Raw genomic sequence first — 19,522 nt, forward strand, 5'->3', positions numbered from 1 at the left:
GCGGAGGTGGCGGAGGGGGCCTGATCAGCCCTTGAGGGCACCCTGCGTGATGCCGCCGACGATCTGCCGGCCGAAGACGGTGAACACCAGCAGCAGCGGTAGGGTGCCGACGAGCGCGCCGGCGGTGATGACCGACCAGTCGGTGGACCAACCGGTGCCCAGCCCGGCCAGGGCGACCTGGACGGTGGGGTTGGTGGCGCCGTTCATCGCGATGATGGGCCACAGGAAGTCGTTCCAGGACTGCACGAAGGCGAGCATTCCCAGTACCGCCATGGCCGGCCGGGCGACCGGGACGACGACGTGCCAGATGACCCGGAGCGAGTTGGCTCCGTCGACCCGGGCGGCCTCCAGCAGTTCGGTGGGCAGGGCCTGGGTGAGGTACTGGCGCATGAAGAACACGCCGAAGGCGGTGACGAGCGTCGGCAGGATCAGGGCGCCGAGCTGGTTGCCCAGCCCGAGGTGCTTCATCAGGATGAACAGCGGGACGATGCTGACCTGGGCGGGAACCGCCATGGTGGCGACCACCAGGGCGAGCAGCGCGCCGCGGCCGGGAAAGCGCAGCTTGGCGAACGCGAAGCCGGCCAGCACGGAGAACGCCACGGTGCTGAGCGCGACGGTACCGGCGACCAGGGTCGAGTTGAGCAGCGCGACGCCCATGCCGCGCGCTCCGGCGTTGTGCCAGACGTAGCCGACGTTGTGGAACAGGTTCCCGCCGGGAAGCAGCGGCGGCGGGGTGGAGATCACCCGGTGGCTGTCGGTGGAGGCCGCGACCAGGGTCCAGTACAGCGGGAACAGGGAGGCGAGCGCGACCAGCACCAGCGTGGTCAGGGCGAGCGGGCCGGCCCGGTGCTGGTCGCCCGCGCCGGAGGCGCGCAGCCGCGGCCGTCGCCCCGCTCGGCGGCGGGTGGCAGGGATGTCGGAGGCGGTGGTCATGGTCCGGTCCTTCCCGCTCACGTGGCGGAGCGCAGGCGGCGGGCGATCAGGGTGTTGGCCAGGCCGACCAGCAGGAGCAGGCCGAACATGATCCAGGCGATGGCGGAGGCGCGGCCGAGCATGCTGCTGTGGAAGCCCTGGTCGTACATGAAGATGCCGAGGGTCTCGTACTGGTGGTCCGCGCCGCCCTGGTGGCCGCTCTGGCCGCCGAAGAGGTAGGGCTCGCCGAAGAGTTGGGTGGCCCCGATGGAGGAGACCACGACGGTGAACAGGATGGTGGGGCGCAGTTCGGGAACGGTGACGTTGCGGAACTGCTGCCAGCGGTTGGCGCCGTCGATGGCGGCGGCCTCGTACAGTTCGCGGGGGATGGCCTGCATCGCGGCGAGGTAGATCAGCGCGTTGTAGCCGGTCCACCGCCAGATGACGATCACCGAGACGGCGATCTGCGAGCTCCACGGTCCGGCCTCCCAGCGGACCGGGCCCGCCCCCACCAGGCCGAGCAGCCAGTTGGCCATGCCGCCCTCGGGGCTGAAGATCAGCGCGAACACCAGGGTGGCGGCGGCCACCGAGGTCGCGTACGGCGCGAGCAGTGCGGTGCGGAAGAAACCGCGGGCCGGGAGCCGGTAGTTGAGCAGGTGCGCGAGGCCGAGCGCGGCCAGCAGCTGCGGGACGGTGGACAGCACGCCGAGGGTGACGGTGTTGCCCAGGGCGTTCCAGAAGTAGTGGCTGGGCGGGCCGAACAGCAGGTCCGAGTAGTTCTGCAGACCCACCCAGTCGGCCTTGTCCACGTTGTAGAGGCTGACCCGGTGCAGGGACAGCCAGCCGGTGTACAGCAGCGGGAAGAGGCCGAAGGCGGCGAACACCAGGAAGAAGGGCGCGACGAACAGGTAGGGCGACGCGAGATGGCCCCAGCGGTGCAGGCGGCTGCGCAGGGCGGTCGGCTCCCGGCGGCCCTGCGGGGCGGTGGGCGGCGGACCGGCCGGGTCGCTCCGGTCCGTGCGGGTGGGGGTGGCCACAGGTTTCCTCCGTGCCGTGTCGACCGCCGGGTGGCTCGACGCGTCGTTCGTGAAAGGGGTGGGGAGAGCGGGCAACCGGCCGGCCGCCCGCGGCGGGGCGGCGCCGCACGGGCAGCCGGCGGTCGGGCCCGTACGGCGCTGCGCCCGGGACCTACTGGACGCTGCTCGCCACCTGCTTGAGGGTGGCGGCCCAGGCCTCGTCGGCGCTCTTGTGGTTCTGCTCCATCAGCAGCACGCCGTTGCTGAACGCCCCGTGCAGGTCGCCGTGGTGGGGGCCGGTCTCCGCCGGGGTGATGGCCTTCGCCGCGGTGGAGAAGATCTGGCCGGTGGGGGCCTTCGGGCCGATGTAGGGGTTGGTGAAGTCGGTGACGCCGGGCAGCGCGTACGCCTTCTGGTTGGCCGGGATGTTGCCGACCTTCTGGAAGACCTTGGCCTGCTGCTCCGGCGCGGTCAGCCAGACGGCCAGCGCCTGGGCCTGGGCGACGTGCTTGCCGGAGGCCGGCACCGCGAGGAAGGAGCCGCCCCAGTTGCCGGCGGCGGGCGCCTGCGCGATGTTCCACTTGCCGGCGTTGCCCGGGCCGGAGAACTTCTCGATGTTCGCCTGCTGCCAGGACGGGCAGACCGTGGTGGCGAAGGTGGAGTTGGAGAACGCCGTCTGCCAGGGGGTGTCGAACTCCTTGAGCCCCTGGGTGACTCCGGCCTGGACCGCCTCGGCGGCCAGCTTCCAGCCGCTGCGCACACCGGCGGAGTCCTGGTAGGCGAGCTTGCCCTTGCGGTAGTACTGCTCGGCGCTGGAGGAGACGACGCCGTTGTAGAGCCCGGTGGCGGTGTCCATGAAGTAGGTGCCCTTGGGCGCCTTGGCCTGGAACTGGCGGCCCGTCTCCACGTACTTCGCCCAGTCGCCCGCCCACAGGGCGCTGACCTGCGCCGGGTCGGAGGGCAGGCCGGCGGCGGCGAACAGGTCCTGCCGGTAGCAGATCGCCATCGGGCCGACGTCGGTGCCGAGGCCGATGGTCCGGCCGTCGGCGGTGGTCGCCTGCTGCCACTTCCACGGCAGGTAGGCGTCCTTCTCGACGCCCGCGGCCTTCGACATGTCGGTGAACGCGCCGCTGAGCTGGTCGGAGGTGGCCAGGGCGATCCGGCTCACCTCCAGGGCCTGGATGTCGTCGAGACCGCCACCCGACAGCCGGGTCTGCAGGGCGGTCCAGTAGTCGCCCTCCTGGGTGGTGGTGTTCTCGGTGATGGTGATGTTCGGGTGGGCCTTCATGTACTCGTCGAAGAGCCCGGCCTCCTTGTAGCCGAAGGTGCCGAAGTCGCCCACGCTGAGCGTGATCTTCGCGTTCGGGTCGTCCGAGCCGGAGCCGGACGAGGAGCAGCCGGTCGCCAGCAGCGCGGTGACGGCGGCGGCGGAGACGAGGGCGGCCGTTCTGCGGGGACGGCGGTGCGGGGACATGGATCCTCCAGGAGTGGTGGCGGGGCGCGAAGGGTGGGAAACCGCCCGGAGGGACACGGCCGGGGGCCGTGGAGCGCGGTGGATGGGAGCGCTCCCAGGAGGTTGGGTGAAACCCTGCTCCCGGTGGTGGGCGGCTGTCAAGAGGTGATCTTGGCTGATCCCCGGACGTGTAGCCGCTGGTCAGGGGCGTGGTCGACCGCCGCGCCGCAGGACGGTGCGGCGCGGGCGGTGGGGTGGCGGAAGGTCAGGTGGAATCGCGCTGGACGAGCGTGGTGGGCAGGACGAGCGGGCTCGGGTTCTCACCCGCGATCAGCGCGAGCAGCATGCGGGTCATCTCCCGGCCGATGTTCCGTATCGGCTGGTGGACCGTGGTCAGCGGTGGCTCGGTGATCTCGGAAACCGCCAGGCCGTCGAAGCCGGCCAGGGCGACGTCGGCCGGAACGGCCCGGCCCGCACGGTCCAGCACCCGCAGGGCCCCGGCCGCCATGTTGTCGTTGGCGGCGAACACCGCGTCGAGGTCCGGATGGCGGGCCAGCAGGGCCTCCATGGCGGCGATTCCGCTGCGTTCGGTGAAGTCGCCGCTCTCCTCCGCGCGGTAGTGGAGGCCCGCGAGGGTCATGGCCTCCAGGTAGCCGCGCCTGCGGGCCCGGCCGACGTCGGTGTCCAGCGGCCCGGTGAGGGTCGCGATCCTGGTGCGGCCGCGGGAGATCAGGTGCTCCGTCGCCTGTCGGGCGCCGAGGACGTTGTCGACGTCGACGTAGTACGGGACGTCGCCGTGCAGCGGCTTGCCGCCGAAGACGGCGGGCACACCGGCCGTCAGGGCCAGCCGGGTGAGCGGATCGTCCCCGCGCAGGGACATCAGCATCACCCCGTCGACCGCGCGGGTCCGCAGCAACTGCTTGACCCGGACCTGTCCGCGGGCGGAGGTGGCCAGGCACAGCACCAGGTGCAGGTCGGTCTCCTCCAGCACGGTCGAGGCGCCGGCGATGACCTGTCCGTAGAACGGGTCGGCCAGCACCGCCGGGTCCTCGCCGGAGATGATCAGGGCCACCGCCCCGGCCTGCTGGGTCGCCAGTGCGCGGGCGGTCGGATTCGGGACGTACCCGAGCTCCTCGATCGCGCGGAGCACGGCCTCGCGCTTGTCGCGGCTCACGTTCGGGGCGTTGTTGAGCGCCCTGGACGCCGCCGTGCGAGACACGCCGGCCCGCTCGGCGACCTCGTCCAGGGTCGGCCTTCGGTGCGTCGCTTCGTCCGTCATGGTGATCCACCTCGGTTGTGATGCCGTTGCACAGCGTACCGCCGTCCGTCCGGAACGACTGGAAGCGCTTCCAGTTTCGGGACTGTACAGCCGCCGGGCGCCGGGTGGAAGTTGTGCCGAACTCTTGACATCACATTGGGAAGCATCAATCATCTGGCAACTGGAAGCGCTTCCACCCCCACCCCACCCACAGCGGAGGAAGCCACATGCGCCGCTCGCGCCGCAGCACGGCTCTGCTCATCGCACCAGCGCTGACCGCCCTCCTGGTCGCGGTCCACCCCGGGACGGCGTACGCGGCCGACCCCACCGGAATGACCAACGGCTTCTACACCGACCCGAACTCCAGCGCCCAGCAGTGGGTCAACTCCCACCGCGGGGACGGCCGCGCCGCCGCCATCCAGGCGTCGATCGCCAACGTTCCGGCCGCCCGCTGGTTCGGGAACTGGAGCGGCACCATCGGAACGGCGACCGGCTCCTACGTCGGCGCCGCGGCAGCCTCCGGGAAGTTGCCCGTCCTGGTGGCCTACAACATCCCCAACCGGGACATCTGCGCCGGTCAGTCCGGCGGCGGTGCGGGATCGGCCGCCGACTACAACACCTGGATCGCCGCCTTCGCCGGCGGCATCGGCACCCGGCCCGCGCTGGTCGTCCTCGAACCCGACGCGCTCGGGCACGAGAGCTGCATGACACCCGCCCAGATCTCCGAGCGCAACGGCATGCTGCGCAACGCCATCGCCCAGTTCACCGCCAAGGCCCCCAACACCTGGGTCTACCTGGACGCCGGCAACCCCGGCTGGCTCGGCGCCACCACCATGGCCAGGCTGCTGGCCGACGCGGGAGTCGGCGGAGCCCACGGGTTCTCGCTGAACGTGTCGAACTTCTACACCACCGCTCAGAACACCACCTACGGCAACGCCGTCAGCTCGGCGCTGAAGTCCTCGTACGGCTACACCAAGCCGTACGTGGTCGACACCAGCCGCAACGGGAACGGCTCCGACGGCACCTGGTGCAACCCGCCGGGCCGCCGGATCGGCACACCCACCACCCGCGCCGGCGGCGGCCCCGAGATGCTGCTGTGGGTCAAGTCCCCCGGTGAGTCCGACGGCAACTGCGGCACCGGCACCGGATCCACCGCCGGGCAGTTCCTGCCCGAGGTCGCCTACAAGCTGATCTACGGCTACTGACCGCGGATCACCATCCCCCGCCCGGGGCCGGCCCGTCGCGCCGGCCCCGGGCGCCCACCCGAGGAAACCCGATGAAACCGCGCATCCCCCGCCCGCTGGTCCCGGTCGCACTGGCCGCCCTGGTGACCGGGCTCGCCGTGCCGGGCCCGGCCCACGCCCAGGACCGGCCGGGAACCGGACACACCCTGCCCGCCGGCACCCGCTTCTACGTCGACCCGGACAGCGATGCCGCGAAGCAGGCCGTCCGCTACCTGCTGAAGCACGACTTCGCCGGTGCCACCGCGATGGCCGAGCTGGCGAGCTGGCCGCAGGCCCACTGGTTCACCGACGGCACCCCCGCCGAGGCGGAGTCCCGCGCCCGCTCCCTGGTCCGCCGCGCGGCCCGGACCGGCACCGTCCCGGTGATCGTGGCCTACAACGTGCCGCTGCGGGACTGCTCGCAGTACTCCAGCGGAGGCGCGCAGTCCGACGCCGAGTACCGGGAGTGGATCTCGGCCCTGGCCCGAGGGGTCGGCAAGGAGAAGGCCGTGATCGTCCTCGAACCGGACGCCCTCGCCAACCTGCCCTCCGACTGCTCGCCGACCAGCGACCCCACCGGCGTGCTCACGGCCGGACGGCTCGCCGACCTGCGCCACGGGATCGACGCCTTCGAACAGCAGCCCAACACGGTCGTCTACCTCGACGCCGGCAACAGCCACTGGCAGAGCGTGGGGAACGCCGCCGAGCGACTGCTCGACGCGGGCGTCGAACGCGCGCAGGGCTTCTCGCTGAACGTCTCCAACTTCTTCGCCACCGGCCCGTCCGACCGGTACGGCACCTGGGTCTCCGACTGCCTGTGGTTCGCCACCAAGGGCCCGGAGCACGCCCGCGGCCACACCGACTGGTGCGCCAGCCAGTACTACTCGCCCGCCGCTCCCAACGACGGGCAGCCCGGCAACGCGGTCGACGCCGACGACCCCGGCACCTGGCACTGGACCGACGACTGGTTCCGGCAGAACGTCGGCACCCCGCCGATCGACCAGCTCACCCACTTCGTCGTCGACACCGGGCGCAACGGCAAGGGCGCCTGGACTCCGCCGCCCGGCAAGTACAGCGGAGACCCGCAGGTCTGGTGCAACCCGCCCGGCCGCGGCATCGGCGACCGGCCCACCGCCGCCACCGGCACCCCGCTGGTCGACGCCTACCTGTGGATCAAGACCATCGGCCAGTCCGACGGCCAGTGCAACCGCAACATCCCCGGCGGCACGGTCGACCCGGAGTACGGCACCGTCGACCCGGCGGCCGGCGCCTGGTGGCCCGAGCAGGCCATGACCCTGGTGCGCAACGCGAATCCGCCGCTGACCTTCGCCCCGTGGAGCCGCCCGCGCGGCTGACCGGCGGTCGGAGGGCTGGAGATCCGTCGGACACGGCCGGCGCGGCGCCCGCGGCGGGAGCGCGGACGCCGGCGCCGTCCTGGGGACGGCCGCCCGCGGGGCGGCCGGGTGGGCCTCCGGTGGTCCCTAGTGGTCCGGCAGGGGGTCGGGCCAGACCAGCAGGACGGGGCAGCGGGCGTGGTCGACGACGTAGCGGGCGGCCGGGCCCAGGCTGTGCGGTCCGGGGTGGGCGCGGGAGCCGTCGCGGGCGAGCACCAGCAGCTCGGCGCCCTCCGCGGCGGCGACCACCTCCCGTTCGACCCGGCCGTGCGCGACGCGGACCGTGCAGGGCCGGGTCAGGCGTTCGGCGGCGGCCCGCAGCAGGTTCTCGCCGGTGGCGGAGGCGAGTTCCTCCATGCGGTCGCCCGGATCGCTGCCCCAACCGGCCGCCGGGTGCCGCGGGCCGGGGTGTCCCCGGCCGAGCAGTCCCGCGAACGCCCCGTGCGCGGCGCCCGGCACCTCCGTCCCCGCGACGTACAGCAGGACGATCTCCGCCCCCTGCGGGACGCCCGTGCGGGCCGCGTCGACGCAGGCCGGCCAGGTGCCCTCGGTGATCCACACGACGACTGCCACGGTGTCACACTCCTATCGCGTGAAGTGATCCCCACAGTGCCAGGACCGCCAGGAGCAGGGAAGCAGGCACGGTCAGCAGGCCCAGCAGGGTGAACTCCTTGAGGCCGACCGCGCTGTCGTGCGCGTGGACGATGCGCCGCCACAGCAGGGTGGCGAGCGAGCCCGCGTAGGTGAGGTTGGGGCCGATGTTGACGCCGAGCAGGACCGCCAGGACCGCGCCCGGCCCGGCCGGAGCGGTGAGGGGGAGCAGGACGAGGGTGGCGGGCAGGTTGTTGATGACGTTCGCCAGGACGGCGGCCAGCGCGGCGATGCCGAGCAGCGCCGCCAGACCGTGGCCGCTCGGCACCAGGTCGCCGAGCGCATCGGCGAGGCCGTTGTCGACGACCGCCCGCACCACCACGCCGAGCGCCAGGACGAACGCCAGGAACGGCACGCTCACCGACCGCAGGACCGCCCGCGGGGTGGTGCGGCGCCGGGCCAGCGCCCGGACACCGAGCACCAGGGCGCCCGCCAGTGCGGCCCAGGCCGGGTCGATGCCGATGACCGAGGTGAGCACGAAGCCCGCCAGGGTGCCGGCGACGGTCAGCAGCGCGAACAGCGGCATCTCCGGTTCCTCGCCGGTCGCCGCCGCCGTGGCGCCGGCGTCCAGGTCGGCGGCGAAGAAACGCCGGAAGACCGCGTACTCGACGGCGATCGCCACCACCCAGGGCAGGGCCATCAGCGCCGCGAACCGGGTGAAGCTCAGCCCGCTGGCCGCCAGCGCCAGCAGGTTCGTCAGGTTGGAGACCGGCAGGAGGAGGGACGCGGTGTTGGAGAGGTGGGTGCAGGCGTAGACGTGCGGCTTCGGACGGGCCCCGAGCCGGGCCGCCGTGGCGAACACCACCGGGGTCAGCAGCACCACGGTGGCGTCCAGGCTCAGCACCGCCGTGATCACCGAGGCGGCGGCGAACACCTGGACCAGCAGCCGCCCCGGCCGGCCCGCCGACGTGCGGGCCATCCATGCCCCGCAGGCGTGGAACAGGCCCTCGTCGTCGCACAGTTGCGCGAGCACCAGCACGGCCGCGAGGAAGCCGATCACCGGGCCGAGCCGCGCCACCTCCTCCGCCGCGTGGTCGAGGGAGATCGCGCCGGTGCCGACCACCACCGCGGCGGCGGGCACCGCGACCACCGCCTCCGGCCAGCCGAAGGGGCGCGCCACCGCGCAGACCAGCACCAGCACCAGCAGGCCGACGGACAGCGCCTCGGCGAACGACGTACTCAGGACCCGATCCCTTCTCGACATGCGACGGTCGCGACCTCATCGAACCAGACGCCCGCCGCCCGGACGGAACCGCCGCATGGCGACACGCTGCCCGGACCTGCCTGTTCACGCTCACTTCCGGTGCCCCGGCCACCAGGCATTCTCAGAGAAAACAGCAGGTCAGAGAAGTGATCGCCATGGCCGGGCGATGTTGACGCGGACATTCGGCACTCGTACGCTCCGGGCGCCGGGTCACTGCGCCTCCTGATCGGAGTCCGATGGAACACCTCGTCCGCCGCCTCGCCGGAGTCGTCACCGCGGCCGCCGCGGCCTGCCTGCTCGGCGTCGTTCCCGCCCATGCCGCGCCGGTCGCGGCCGAGGGCTCGCTGTCCGTGCTGACGTACAACGTGGCCGGGCTGCCCCAGGTGCTGTCCAGCGCCTCCACCGACAGGCAGACGAGCACCACCGCGATCGGCCGGCGGCTCGCGCCCTACGACCTGGTGCACGTCCAGGAGGACTTCAACTACCACGCGGCCCTCTACGCGGCCGACTCGCACCCCTACCGCACCGCGACCAGCGGCGGCGCGGGCATCGGCAGCGGCCTCAACACCCTCTCCCGGTCCGCCCACGACGGCGACGACTTCGAACGGGTGCGGTGGGACGACTGCCGACTCGACTCGGGCGACTGCCTCACGCCCAAGGGCTTCACCTTCATGCGGGTACGCCTCGCCGAAGGCGTCTACCTGGACGCGTACAACCTGCACGCCAACGCCGGTACCAAGGACGGCGACGAGCAGGCCCGCGCCGCGAACCTGGCCCAGCTCACCGCCCACATCCGGACCCACTCGGCCGGCAACGCGGTCCTGGTGGCGGGCGACACCAACACCCGGTACACCCGGGCCGCCGACACCATCGCCGCCTTCGCCGCCGACAACGGACTCACCGATGCCTGGGTGGCCCTGGAACGCGGCGGAGTGGCGCCCGAGCCCGGCACCGACCCGCTGCTGTGCGACGGGGACGCGGTGACCGACACCTGCGAGGTCGTCGACAAGGTCCTCTACCGCGGCAGCCGACTGGTCGCGCTCACCGCGACGTCGTACGCCAACAGGCACGCCGACTTCCTCGACCGGGCCGGCCTGATGCTCTCCGACCACGACCCGATCGCCGTCGGCCTCACCTGGAGCGCGAATCCCGCCTACCGGGCGAGCGAGCAGTTCGGCGGCCCGCACGGCGACCACTTCAACGACGTCGACCGCATCGCGCCGGGCGCCCGGGTGTCGGCGGTCACGCTGCGCGCCGGCGCACGCGTCGACCAGGTGGGGCTCACGCTCGCGGACGGCACCGGGCCGGTTCACGGCGGCACCGGCGGCACCGCCGCCTCGCTCGTCCTGGGAAGCGGCGAGTACCTCGACTCGGTGACCCTCTGCCAGGGCCGGTACAACGGGCGGACCCGGATCTTCTCCGCGACGTTCACCACCAACCTGGGCCGCGCCCTGACCGGCGGCACCACCACCTCCGACTGCGTCACCAGGACCGCGCCCGCCGGGTGGCAGATCACCGGCTTCACCGGGCGCTCGGGCGACAACGTCGACAAGCTCGGCCTGATCCACACCCAGCGCTGACCGTCGCCCGTCCGCGAGGTTCACGCCCCGGGCCCGGGTGGCGGCCCACCACCCGCCGGTGCCGGTCGAGGGCCGCGCGGTGCCGAGGAGGAGTTCGCTGCCGCGATGCGTCAGGCCGGCGTCCCGCTGCCCGCGAGGACCTCGGGGCGGAGCAGCGCCGCGAGCCGCTCGGCCGGCAACAGGCCTCGCTCCAGGACGAGTTCGGCCACACCCCGGCCGCTGGCCAGGGCCTCCTTGGCGATGTCGGTCGCGGCCGTGTACCCGATGTGCGGGTTGAGGGCGGTGACCAGGCCGATGGAGTTCTCGACGGTCGCCCGCAGCGTCTCGGTGTTGGCGGTGATGCCTGACACGCAGCGCTCCGCCAGGGTGAGGCAGGCGGCCCGCAGGTGCGTGACGGACTCCGACAGGGAGTGCAGGATGATCGGCTCGAAGGCGTTGAGCTGGAGCTGCCCGGCCTCGGCGGCCATGGTGACGGCGATGTCGTTGCCGATCACCTCGAACGCGACCTGGTTGACCACCTCGGGTATCACCGGGTTGACCTTGCCCGGCATGATGCTCGAACCGGCCTGCACCGGTGGGAGGTTGATCTCGCCGAGCCCGGCGCGCGGCCCGGACGAGAGCAGCCGCAGGTCGTTGCAGGTCTTCGACAGCTTGACCGCGATCCGCTTGAGCACCCCGGACATCTGGACGAAGGCACCGCAGTCCTGGGTGGCCTCGACCAGGTTGGCGGCGGTGACCAGCGGCAGCCCCGTGATCGCGGCCAGGTGACGGCGGGCCGCCTCGGCGTACCCGGCCGGGGCGTTGAGACCCGTCCCGATCGCCGTCGCGCCGAGGTTGATCTCGTGGATCAGTTCGACCGCCTCGGCGAGCCGGCTGCGGTCCTCGTCGAGCATCACCGCGAACGCGGAGAACTCCTGGCCGAGCGTCATCGGCACGGCGTCCTGGAGCTGGGTCCGGCCCATCTTCAGCACGTCGCGGAACTCGACGGCCTTGCGGGCGAAGGCGTCCTGGAGGACGGCCATCGCGTCGAGCAGGCCGTGCACCGCGATGACGGTCGCGATCCTGACGGCGGTCGGGTAGACGTCGTTGGTGGACTGGCCGAGGTTGACGTCCTCGTTGGGGTGCAGATGCCGGTAGTCGCCCTTGGTGCGGCCCAGGAGCTCCAGCGCCCGGTTGGCGATCACCTCGTTGGCGTTCATGTTGGTCGAGGTGCCGGCACCGCCCTGGATGACGTCGACCACGAACTGCTCGTGCAGTCGGCCCGAGCGGATCTCGTGGCAGGCGGTGGTGATCGCGGCCGCCTTCTCGGGGGTGAGCAGGCCGAGCTCCTCGTTGGCGAGCGCGGCGGCCTCCTTGACCGCGGCGAGGGCGTCGATCAGGTGCGGGTAGGTGGAGATCGGCGTCCCGGTGATGGGGAAGTTCTCGGTGGCGCGCAGGGTGTGGACGCCCCAGTAGGCGTCGGCGGGGACGTCGCGGTCGCCCAGCAGGTCGTGCTCGCTGCGGGTGGCGTCGTTCATCGGAGTGGGCTCCTCGTCCTGGGATCGGGTCGGCGGGCACGCCGGGGGTGAGGGACGGCCTCGGTGGTCGGCGCGTCCCTCGGCTGTCGGTGCGTCAGTCGACGGGAGTGGGGCGCAGCGCAGGTGCGTCGACGGCGCGGACGGCGCCGACCGGGAGGCCGCCGCCGAGCACGCTCTCCCCGGTGAAGGCGGTGAGCAGCGCCGGGTCGACGCCGGCCCGGGCCAGGGCGGCGGCCGCGACCGGGACCCGGGCCCGGTCCGCCCCGTCGGCGATCTTCACGGCGACGGCGCGGCCGTCGGGCAGCGCCGCGACCTGGACGCCCTCGAAGCCGTCCTTGGCGATCAGCCCGGGCACCGCTCGCATCAGGGCGGCGACGTCGCGTCCGATGCCGGAGGCCATTTCCGGGTGGCCGCGCAGGGCGTCCGCCACCCGGCGCTCCGGGGTGCCAGGGGCGGCGGCGCCGATCCGGGCGGCGGCGCGGGCCAGGCCGGTCAGCGAGACGGCGAACAGCGGGGCGCCGCACCCGTCCACGGTGGTCCGGGCGATGCGCTGGCCGGTCAGGTGCTCGACCACGTCGACGATCGAGGTCTGCAGCGGGTGCCCGGGGTCGAGGTAGGTCTGCAGCGGCCAGCCGTTGAGCGCGCACAGGTAGAGCATCGCCGCGTGCTTGCCGGAGCAGTTCTGGGCCAGCCGGGAGGGCCGGCGGCCCTCGCGCAGCCACGCGTCGCGGACGGCCGGCGCGTACGGGAGGTCGGCGACGTTGCGCAGGTCGTCCGGGGTGAGGCCGGCCAGCTCCAGGATCCGGCGGGCGCCGGCGAGGTGCCGCTCCTCGCCGGAGTGGCTGCCCATGGCGAGGGCGAGCAGAGCGCCGTCGAGCGGCAGCCCGGCGCGGACCATCGCGACGGCCTGGACCGGCTTGAGGGCCGACCGCGGGTAGCAGGCCGCCTCGACGTCGCCGAGCCGGTGGCGGACGGTGCCGTCGGCGTCGAGGACGACCACGGAGCCGTGGTGCACCCCCTCGACCAGCCCGCCGCGGACCACGTGGGCCACGGGGACGTGCTGGGGTTCGCGGACGGCGGGCGGGTCCGCCGGGATGCTGCTGCGCATGCTGCCTCGATCGGTGGGGGTTCGTCGCTGGTCGGAGTGGGCGGGACCGGTCAGTCGCCGGAGTCGGCGGAGTCGGCGGGGGCCGGCGCGCCGGCCTTCGCCAGGCGGCCGCGGATGGCGTACCAGCCGGCGACCAGCACGCCGGCGATCAGCGGCAGGCACAGCACGGTGGTGCGGCCGGCGCCGCCGTCGGCGTACATCAGGACCAGCACGGTGACCAGGAAGGCCAGCGTCACCAGTTCGGTCCACGGGGAGCCGGGCAGCCGGTAGCTCGGGCGGGTCAGCTCGCCGGCCCGGGTCTTCCGCCAGAACAGCAGGTGGCAGACCATGATCATGCCCCAGGTGGTGAGGATGCCGATCGCCGCGAAGTTGAGCACGATCTCGAACGCCTCGGCCGGGACGACGAAGTTGAGCCCGACGCCGAGCACGCACACACCGCTGGTCAGCAGGATGCCGCCGTACGGGACCTGACTGCGGCTCATCCGGGCGGTGAACGCGGGTGCTGAGCCGTTGACGGCCATCGAGCGCAGGATGCGGCCGGTGGAGTACAGACCGGAGTTGAGCGAGGACATCGCGGCGGTCAGCACGACCAGGTTCATCACGTCGCCGGCCGCCGGGACGCCGATCTGGGACAGCACGGTCACGAACGGGCTCTGGCCCGCGCTGTACTTGTTCCAGGGCAGCAGCATCGACAGCAGAACGACGGAGCCGACGTAGAACAGGCCCACCCGCCACATGATCGAGTTGATCGCCTTCGGCAGGATCTGCTCGGGGTGCTCGGTCTCCCCGGCAGCGACGCCGACCAGTTCGACGGAGGCGTAGGCGAAGACCACGCCCTGGATGATCAGCAGCATCGGCAGCAGGCCGTTGGGGAAGACGCCGCCGTGGTCGGTGATCAGCGCGGGGCCGGGCACGCTGCCGTCGATCGGGTGCCGGGTGGCCAGCAGGAAGACGCCGATGCCCATGAAGGCGAGCAGCGCGCCGACCTTGACGATGGCGAACCAGAACTCCAGCTCGCCGAAGATCCGCACCGAGATGAGGTTGACGGTGAGCACCACGGCCAGCGCCACCAGCGCGATCACCCACTGCGGCACGTCGGAGAACATGCCCCAGTAGTGGGTGTAGGTGGCGACCGCCGTGATGTCGGCGATGCCGGTGGTGGCCCAGTTGAGGAAGTACATCCAGCCCGCGGTGTACGCGCCCTTCTCGCCCAGGAACTCCCGGGCGTACGACACGAAGGCGCCGGAGGACGGGCGGTAGAGCACCAGTTCGCCGAGGGCCCGGACCACCAGGAAGGCGAAGACGCCGCAGACGGCGTACGCCACGAACAGGGAGGGGCCGGCGTCGGCGAGCCGGCCGCCGGCGCCGAGGAAGAGGCCGGTGCCGATGGCGCCGCCGATGGCGATCATGTTGACGTGCCGGGCCTTGAGGGACTTGCTGTAGCCGGTGTCACCGGCGTCGACGTGGCCGGGGGACGGGTGGTGCGTCCCGTCCTCGAGGAGCTGCTCGCTCACGCCTGTGGTCCGCCTTCCGTGGGGGAGTCCGTGCGACGGGGGCGCACGATGTCGGTGAGGGTCGACTCGACGACCTGCAGGTGGTGGGACATGGCCGCCATCGCGTCCTGTTCGGAACCGTCGACCAGGGCCTCGAGGATCGCCCGGTGCTCGCAGTTGGACTGGTCGCGCCGGCCGCACAGCTCGTTGAGGAAGGCCGACTGGCGGGCCAGCGCGTCGCGGATCTCCTCGATGATCCGGCGGAAGACCGGGTTCTGGGCCGCCTCGGCCAGGGCCAGGTGGAAGAGGGAGTCCATGGCGACCCATGCGGTGGTGTCCGTCTCCCGCTCCATCCGGTCGAGGAGATGGGCCAGGTGGTCGAGGTCCTCGGGGGTGCGCCGCAGGGCCGCGTACCCGGCGACCGGGATCTCGATGTGCCGTCGCACTTCGAGGAGATGGCTGGCGGCGTAGTCGCCGAAGGTCGGGTCGTCGACGGTGTTGGCGAGGACGAAGGTGCCCTTGCCCGTCTTCGACGCCGTCAGTCCCACGGCTTGCAGGGCCCGGAGCGCCTCCCGCAGGACCGGTCGGCTGACTTCCAGGGTGCGGCACAGCTCGGCCTCGGAGGGGAGCTTGTCGCCGACCGCGTACTCGCCGCGCTCGATGGCGTTGCGGAGGTGGCCGAAGACCGCTTCCATCGCGCTGACGCGACGGGGAGCGGGGCCACCTGTCTGGCTGTCTGACAGGTTCACAGATGTGATCCTCAGGCTTGACGGACAGTGGTGTCAAGGTTGCGGGGAATGAACGGACGGCGTACCGGGGCGCGGGCCGTCCGGGGCCCAGCGGGAGACGGGGACCGGCCCCGGCTCTCCTCCCTGCCCCGCCGACCCGCCGTCAGAGACCGCGGCTGCGCCGGAACCGTGCCGGAGTGACGCCACAGGCGTCGGTGAAGACCCGGTAGAAGCGGCTGACGGAACCGAAGCCGGCGGCCGTGGCGACCTGGCTCGCGGTGAGGTCGGTGGTGACGAGCAGTCGGCGTGCCTCGGCGAGCCGGTACAGCCTCAGGTAGTCGCCGATCGTGGTGCGGACGACTTTGCGGAACTGGGTCATGGCGTAGGTCGGGTGGACGTTCGCCGCCGCGGCGACGTCCGCGACGGTGATCGGTTCGCGGAAGTGGCGCGCGATGTGCCGTGCCATCGACACCGCCTGGCGCAGCGCCGGATCGTCCCCGGCGTAGCGGTGCACCGGATCGCCGACGGTGGCGAGCGCCAGGCGCCGGACCCGTGCCTGGATCTCCAGCATCGCGATGCGGTGCAGTTCGTCGTCTCCGGATCCCAGGTCGGCGGCCCACTGGGTGAACTTCGCCGGGTCGCTCGCGTCGGCACGGTCCGCCGGAGAGACCACCGGCGCGCCCGAGAGCACCCGGGCCACGAGCGACTGCGGCAGTCCCCAGGCCAGGAACCGGTCGAACGGCACGTGCAGCCAGTGGACCCGGGTCGCCCGGCTCTCCACCAACTGGTGCGGGACGGCGGCCCAGAACGCGGCGAGGCCGCCCGCGGCGACTTCGAGGAGTTCACCGCCGTAGAGGTACAGCATCGGGCCGCCGTCGGCCACGAAGTTGATTTCGAGGTCGTCGTGCCGGTGCGCCGCCGTCATCGGCGTCGGCTGCCCGGACCAGCTCCGCAGGTAGGACGGTTCGTCGACCAGGGCACCCTGAGGATCCAAGAAGTTCCCACTTCGTAGCGGTACAGACGTCGCGTGAACTCGGATCCTATCGTCGTGGAGCGGCGTCCGCGCAGGTGTTGCCGCGCGCGGGCGAAGCCGCCTGCCCCTCGCCACCCTGACGGAGGATCACGTGTTCTCACTCGGCATCGTCGGCGCCGGCCAGTTCGCCGGTTCGTTCGCCAAGCTCTGGCGCCTGCACCCGGACGTCGGTGACATCAGGGTCACCGACCTCCTGCCGGAACGTGCCGAGCGACTCGTCACCGACTACGACCTGGCCGGCACGCTCCCCTCGTTCGAGGCCGTGCTCGACTCCGATCTCGACGCCGTCGCGATCCTCACCCAGCGCTGGACGCACGGCCCGCTCGCCGTGCGGGCGCTGCGCGCGGGCAAGGACGTGTACAGCGCGGTCCCGATGGCCGTGACCGAGGCCGAGATCGCGGAGATCATCGCGGCGGTCGAGGAGACCGGCCGGATCTACATGATGGGCGAGACGAGCCACTACCACCCGGCGACCGTCTACGCGCGGGAGCGGATCGCCTCGGGGGCGTTCGGCCGGATCTTCTACGCGGAGGGCGACTACGTCCACGACATGGACTGGGGCTTCTACGACGCGTACAAGTACAGCGGCGGTGCGGACTGGAAGGCCACCGCCAGCTACCCGCCGCTGCTCTACCCCACCCATTCGATCGGCGGAGTCCTCGGGGCCTGGCGGACGCACACCGTGAGCGTCTCGGCGATCGGCGTCCCGGACGAGCGGGGCGACGGCGTCTTCGACCGCGGGATCAGCCGGTTCGACAACGACTTCTCCAACGCGACCGCCCTGTTCGAGGTCGCGGGCGGCGGCAGCTTCCGCACGAACGAGTTCCGCAGGGTCGGGTACATCGGCAAGGAGTCGCGCTTCCGCTACTTCGGCACGGAGGCGGTCTTCGAGCAACTCGGCCCGGTCAGCCTGTGGCAGGACAAGAAGGGCGAGCAGGACGTCACCGCGCACCTGCGCCCCGCCCCCACCCTCGCACCGGACGACCCCTCGCTCGCCCACCTCGCCCCGGAGCTCCGGGCCGCCTTCGCCTCCGGGACCGCCCCCGTCCACGACCGCTCCCGGCTCCCGCGCGAGTTCGCGCACGCCCCCAACGGGCACGAAGGCAGCCACCACTTCCTCGCCGACGACTTCGCCACCGCGGTGACCACGCGGACGCCGCCGCCGGTGGACGCGTGGACCGCCGCCCGCTACACCCTCCCCGGCATCATCGCCCACCAGTCCGCCCTCCAGGGCGGAGCACGCCTGCCGATCCCCGACCACGGGGACGGCCCCCGCACCGTGTGAGGAGGGACCGGCCCGTGCTCCTACCGCATCCGTGCCGTCCCTGGCGCCCTTCGCCGCAAGGCCGTCACCCGGCCCGACGGATGGCGGTAGCCTGCGTCGGGCCGGGGCCCAGCAGGGAGCCCCGGCCGGGGGGCGGCAGGGGGCGGCGCATGGCAGTGGGCGGCAGGGCGAGCGTCAGCGCGACGAGCGGGCCGGCGTCGCTCCAGGACATGCGCCGACAGAACCTGGCCGTCGTCCTCGGCGCGGTCGCCGCCCACAGCCCGGTGTCCCGCGCGGACCTCGCCGGGCACGTCGGGCTGACCAGGGCAGCCGTCTCCTCCCTGGTCGACGAACTGATCAGCCGGGGCGCGGTGACCGAGGCGGCGGCCACCGCCAGCGGCCGGGTCGGCCGACCCGGCCGAGCCCTGGCCATGAGCTCCGAAGGACCGGCCGGCCTCGGCCTGGAGATCGGCGTCGCCCACCTCGCCGCGTGCGTGGTGGACCTGCGCGGCGACACCCGGGTGTGGCGCCGGGTGGAGCGGGCCAACGCGGGGCGCCCCGCCGGGCGGGTCCTGGAGGACGCGGCGGCGCTGGCCGCCGAGGCCGAAGCCGAGGCGTCCGCCCTCGGGCTGCGCGTCGAGGGCCGTGTCCTGGCCCTGCCCGGAGTGGTGTCGAACGAGCCCGGCGGACTTGTCGAGATCGTTCCCAACCTCGGCTGGCGCGGCGTCCGGCTCGCCGACCACTGGCCCGACCCCGACACCGTCCCCGAGCCGGAGAACGAGGCCAACCTCGGTGCGCTGGCCGAGTACTGGACCGCGGGGCGGCCCTCGGCGACCTTCGTGCACGTCTCCGCCGCGGCCGGGATCGGAGCGGCCCTGGTGCTCGACGGGCGGCTGTTCCGGGGCACCCGGGGATTCGCCGGCGAGCTCGGCCACTTCCCCGTCCACCCCGACGGCCCCGACTGCGCCTGCGGAGGCCGCGGGTGCCTGGAGCAGTACGCGGGGGAGGCGGCCGTGCTGCGCGAGGCCGGCCTCACCCCGCCCGGCGCGGATCCGGTCGCCCTGCTGGCCGAGCGGGCCGGCGCCGCTCACGCTCCGACCCTGGCGGCGCTGGACCGCGCGGGCCGCGCCCTCGGCCTGGCCCTCACCGCCACCGTCGACCTCATCGACCCGGACGGGCTGGTTCTCGGCGGCGCCTACGCCGAACTCGCCGACTGGCTGCTGCCGTCCGTCCGCGCCGAACTGGCCGCCCGGGTCACCGTCCGCCCCTGGGCCCCGGACGCGCTGCGCCCCTCCGCCCTGGGCCGACGCGGGCCTCTGCTGGGCGCGGCGCTGACGACGGTCCGCCGGATCATGGCGAACCCGACCCTGCTGCCCGCCGGGTGACCCGCGGACCCACCCCCCCCGACGGGCAGCGGTCGGTCCGGTCAGTCGTGCTCGACCACGACCATCGCGTGCCGCCGCATCGGAGAGATGGGATGTATGTACAGGTGACCGCCGGGGGTGCTGTCCAGGCGTCGAGCAAGAAGGCCGGGGAAGTGGCCCGTTGCGGACGATCGGGTAGGTCTACGGGCCGGATCGGACCCATCAATCGCTTCGGAGCCGTGTGCTGACGGCCTGTCGGAGGGTCCTTCCGCGTCGGTTCACCCGGCGCCGCACCCGCTCGCGGCAACCCTTTGCGGGGTCTGC

The 19,522-nt window shown here is 72.8% G+C and carries 16 protein-coding genes; 5 read left to right on the plus strand and 11 right to left on the minus strand.

Annotated features, from left to right (window positions below):
• Positions 1-24 precede the first annotated feature (24 nt).
• The 4 genes from ABEB06_RS32985 to ABEB06_RS33000 form a co-directional block, all read right to left on the minus strand.
• Positions 25-933 carry a carbohydrate ABC transporter permease gene (locus ABEB06_RS32985; RefSeq protein ID WP_345700578.1) on the minus strand — a complete coding sequence of 303 codons (909 nt, stop codon included), beginning with the start codon at positions 931-933 and terminating at the stop codon, positions 25-27.
• A gap of 17 nt (positions 934-950) precedes the next feature.
• Positions 951-1,949 carry a carbohydrate ABC transporter permease gene (locus ABEB06_RS32990; protein WP_425559728.1) on the minus strand — a complete coding sequence of 333 codons (999 nt, stop codon included), beginning with the start codon at positions 1,947-1,949 and terminating at the stop codon, positions 951-953.
• A 151-nt stretch (positions 1,950-2,100) separates the two neighbouring features.
• Positions 2,101-3,402 (minus strand): ABC transporter substrate-binding protein, encoded by a 1,302-nt coding sequence (locus tag ABEB06_RS32995; protein ID WP_345700579.1) that lies wholly within the window; start codon positions 3,400-3,402, stop codon positions 2,101-2,103.
• Between the two features lie 244 nt (positions 3,403-3,646).
• Positions 3,647-4,660: a LacI family DNA-binding transcriptional regulator gene (locus ABEB06_RS33000; RefSeq protein WP_345700580.1), complete on the minus strand. Its 1,014-nt coding sequence runs from the start codon at positions 4,658-4,660 to the stop codon at positions 3,647-3,649.
• Positions 4,661-4,866: 206 nt separating this feature from the next.
• On the opposite strand from ABEB06_RS33000, the gene ABEB06_RS33005 reads away from it, so the two are divergent.
• Positions 4,867-5,844 (plus strand): glycoside hydrolase family 6 protein, encoded by a 978-nt coding sequence (locus ABEB06_RS33005; RefSeq protein WP_345700581.1) that lies wholly within the window; start codon positions 4,867-4,869, stop codon positions 5,842-5,844.
• A 71-nt stretch (positions 5,845-5,915) separates the two neighbouring features.
• On the plus strand, positions 5,916-7,217 hold the full coding sequence (locus ABEB06_RS33010) for a glycoside hydrolase family 6 protein (RefSeq protein WP_345700582.1): 1,302 nt from the start codon (positions 5,916-5,918) through the stop codon (positions 7,215-7,217).
• A 126-nt stretch (positions 7,218-7,343) separates the two neighbouring features.
• Here ABEB06_RS33010 and ABEB06_RS33015 read toward each other — a convergent pair whose 3' ends face one another.
• Positions 7,344-7,829: a universal stress protein gene (locus ABEB06_RS33015; protein WP_345700583.1), complete on the minus strand. Its 486-nt coding sequence runs from the start codon at positions 7,827-7,829 to the stop codon at positions 7,344-7,346.
• Between the two features lie 4 nt (positions 7,830-7,833).
• Positions 7,834-9,111, minus strand: a complete 1,278-nt coding sequence (locus ABEB06_RS33020; RefSeq protein WP_345700584.1) for an SLC13 family permease — start codon at positions 9,109-9,111, stop codon at positions 7,834-7,836.
• Between the two features lie 236 nt (positions 9,112-9,347).
• Between ABEB06_RS33020 and ABEB06_RS33025 the strand changes: the two genes are divergently transcribed.
• Complete coding sequence (locus tag ABEB06_RS33025) at positions 9,348-10,691, plus strand: jacalin-like lectin (RefSeq protein WP_345700585.1); 1,344 nt, start codon at positions 9,348-9,350, stop codon at positions 10,689-10,691.
• A gap of 110 nt (positions 10,692-10,801) precedes the next feature.
• On the opposite strand, the gene aspA is transcribed toward ABEB06_RS33025, so the two are convergent.
• The 5 genes from aspA to ABEB06_RS33050 form a co-directional block, all read right to left on the minus strand.
• On the minus strand, positions 10,802-12,208 hold the full coding sequence (gene aspA, locus ABEB06_RS33030; protein ID WP_345700586.1) for an aspartate ammonia-lyase: 1,407 nt from the start codon (positions 12,206-12,208) through the stop codon (positions 10,802-10,804).
• A 94-nt stretch (positions 12,209-12,302) separates the two neighbouring features.
• On the minus strand, positions 12,303-13,316 hold the full coding sequence (locus ABEB06_RS33035) for an asparaginase (RefSeq protein ID WP_345700587.1): 1,014 nt from the start codon (positions 13,314-13,316) through the stop codon (positions 12,303-12,305).
• Between the two features lie 50 nt (positions 13,317-13,366).
• A complete protein-coding gene (locus ABEB06_RS33040; protein ID WP_345700588.1) occupies positions 13,367-14,830 on the minus strand; it encodes an amino acid permease in 1,464 nt (487 codons plus the stop codon).
• On the minus strand, positions 14,827-15,504 hold the full coding sequence (locus ABEB06_RS33045; protein WP_345700589.1) for a FadR/GntR family transcriptional regulator: 678 nt from the start codon (positions 15,502-15,504) through the stop codon (positions 14,827-14,829). Before ABEB06_RS33045 ends, ABEB06_RS33040 begins: the two co-directional genes overlap by 4 nt.
• Before the next feature lie 196 nt (positions 15,505-15,700).
• Positions 15,701-16,531, minus strand: coding sequence for a helix-turn-helix domain-containing protein (locus ABEB06_RS33050; protein WP_345700590.1), 831 nt, complete (start codon positions 16,529-16,531; stop codon positions 15,701-15,703).
• A gap of 130 nt (positions 16,532-16,661) precedes the next feature.
• On the opposite strand from ABEB06_RS33050, the gene ABEB06_RS33055 reads away from it, so the two are divergent.
• Entirely contained in the window at positions 16,662-17,855 is a 1,194-nt protein-coding gene (locus ABEB06_RS33055) for a Gfo/Idh/MocA family protein (RefSeq protein WP_345700591.1), read from the plus strand.
• A 209-nt stretch (positions 17,856-18,064) separates the two neighbouring features.
• A complete protein-coding gene (locus ABEB06_RS33060; protein WP_345700592.1) occupies positions 18,065-19,219 on the plus strand; it encodes an ROK family transcriptional regulator in 1,155 nt (384 codons plus the stop codon).
• Positions 19,220-19,522 lie beyond the last annotated feature (303 nt).

Source organism: Kitasatospora terrestris, assembly GCF_039542905.1.
Taxonomy (GTDB): Bacteria; Actinomycetota; Actinomycetes; order Streptomycetales; family Streptomycetaceae; genus Kitasatospora; species Kitasatospora terrestris.

Bases quoted from the DNA above. Each gene is read 5' to 3' on its own strand.
- ABEB06_RS32995 (WP_345700579.1), bottom strand. From the start codon at position 3,402: ATGTCCCCGCACCGCCGTCCCCGCAGAACGGCCGCCCTCGTCTCCGCC.
- aspA (WP_345700586.1), bottom strand. From the start codon at position 12,208: ATGAACGACGCCACCCGCAGCGAGCACGACCTGCTGGGCGACCGCGAC.
- ABEB06_RS33025 (WP_345700585.1), top strand. From the start codon at position 9,348: ATGGAACACCTCGTCCGCCGCCTCGCCGGAGTCGTCACCGCGGCCGCC.
- ABEB06_RS33005 (WP_345700581.1), top strand. From the start codon at position 4,867: ATGCGCCGCTCGCGCCGCAGCACGGCTCTGCTCATCGCACCAGCGCTG.
- ABEB06_RS33035 (WP_345700587.1), bottom strand. From the start codon at position 13,316: ATGCGCAGCAGCATCCCGGCGGACCCGCCCGCCGTCCGCGAACCCCAG.
- ABEB06_RS33020 (WP_345700584.1), bottom strand. From the start codon at position 9,111: ATGTCGAGAAGGGATCGGGTCCTGAGTACGTCGTTCGCCGAGGCGCTG.
- ABEB06_RS33000 (WP_345700580.1), bottom strand. From the start codon at position 4,660: ATGACGGACGAAGCGACGCACCGAAGGCCGACCCTGGACGAGGTCGCC.
- ABEB06_RS32985 (WP_345700578.1), bottom strand. From the start codon at position 933: ATGACCACCGCCTCCGACATCCCTGCCACCCGCCGCCGAGCGGGGCGA.
- ABEB06_RS33060 (WP_345700592.1), top strand. From the start codon at position 18,065: ATGCGCCGACAGAACCTGGCCGTCGTCCTCGGCGCGGTCGCCGCCCAC.
- ABEB06_RS33045 (WP_345700589.1), bottom strand. From the start codon at position 15,504: ATGGAAGCGGTCTTCGGCCACCTCCGCAACGCCATCGAGCGCGGCGAG.
- ABEB06_RS33010 (WP_345700582.1), top strand. From the start codon at position 5,916: ATGAAACCGCGCATCCCCCGCCCGCTGGTCCCGGTCGCACTGGCCGCC.